Here is a 1140-nt window from a genome sequence, read left to right as displayed (position 1 = left end):
CTCTTCGAGGTATTTTGTACAGCTGGTCATTACTCTTTCAGCGGCTCTCTTACTTTTGACGTAGATGATACAGTCATCTGCGTACCTCACAAATTTATGTCCCCTCTTTTCAAGTAGTCGATCAAAATTGTTGAGGTAGATATTACTGAGTAATGGAGACAGGTTTCCACCTTGTGGAGTGCCTTTGGTAGAAGGGCTCAAAAGCCCATTTGACATAACCCCACTCTTTAAAAATTTGCGTATGAGTCGTATGATGGTTTCATCCTTTACTTGTTCCCTTACCATACCTATCAACAAGTCATGGTTCACAGTGTCAAAATATTTTGCTAGGTCTATGTCAACTGCATATTTGTAGCCTTGGGCGTAGTAGTCTTTTGACCTTTTGATCGCTTGTTGGGCATTACGGTTTGGTCTAAACCCAAAGCTATTATCAGAAAATGTTGGTTCAAATATTGGTTGTAGTACTTGTACTAGTGCCTGTTGGACCATGCGGTCCACGACTGTTGGGACTCCAAGAAGTCTTACCCCACCATCAGGTTTAGGTATTTCTACTCGTCTGACTGGATGGGGTTTGTACTTCCCACTTCTCAAACTCTCTAGAAATTCATCCTTGTTCTCTTTTAGATATGGCATTAACTCATCGACTGTCATCCCGTCAACACCTGCTGCACCTCTGTTTTGCTTTACTCTTTTGTAAGCTGCATTTAAATTTCCTGTGTGTAGTAATTTATCAAGTAAACTTTCTGCACCGTCTTCCTCGCTAGGTTCCAGTGAGTTAGTACTCCGCGCTCCCTTGGTACTCTCTGGTTCCACCATACCCTCGCAAGGGTAGCCTGTTTTCACAGTTTTCTGCTCTCTTTGCACTATCTCACCTTCTCTCTAGTTTAAAAGACTACCATTGTTCGGTCCTTCCCGTCTCCGGTACTATGACCTCGGCTGACTTCTTACGGTTCAACCGTGCATCACCGCACGATTTGTCGCTGTGGGTTGTTGGTTAAACCCTCTTGTCGGCAACCCCCGTAAGACCTCCCCTGTTAAGAACAGTAACTTTCCTCTCATATATCTGCCACATTTACACCGTGGGGTTCGGGTGGTATTGGACTTTGTGTTGATATGCACACTCATCCACCCCACGTATGC

The 1140-nt window shown here is 44.2% G+C and carries 1 protein-coding gene; it reads right to left on the bottom strand.

Annotated elements, in window-relative coordinates; translation table 11 throughout:
- Window positions 1–864 (bottom strand): group II intron reverse transcriptase/maturase (gene ltrA / locus CDO51_RS13070; protein WP_420811504.1); only part of this gene is annotated, 864 nt, incomplete at its 3' end.
- Window positions 865–1140 lie beyond the last annotated feature (276 nt).

The organism is Natranaerobius trueperi (genome assembly GCF_002216005.1).
Lineage (GTDB): Bacteria > Bacillota > Natranaerobiia > Natranaerobiales > Natranaerobiaceae > Natranaerobius_A > Natranaerobius_A trueperi.
This window is presented reverse-complemented; position numbering and strand designations above follow the sequence as displayed.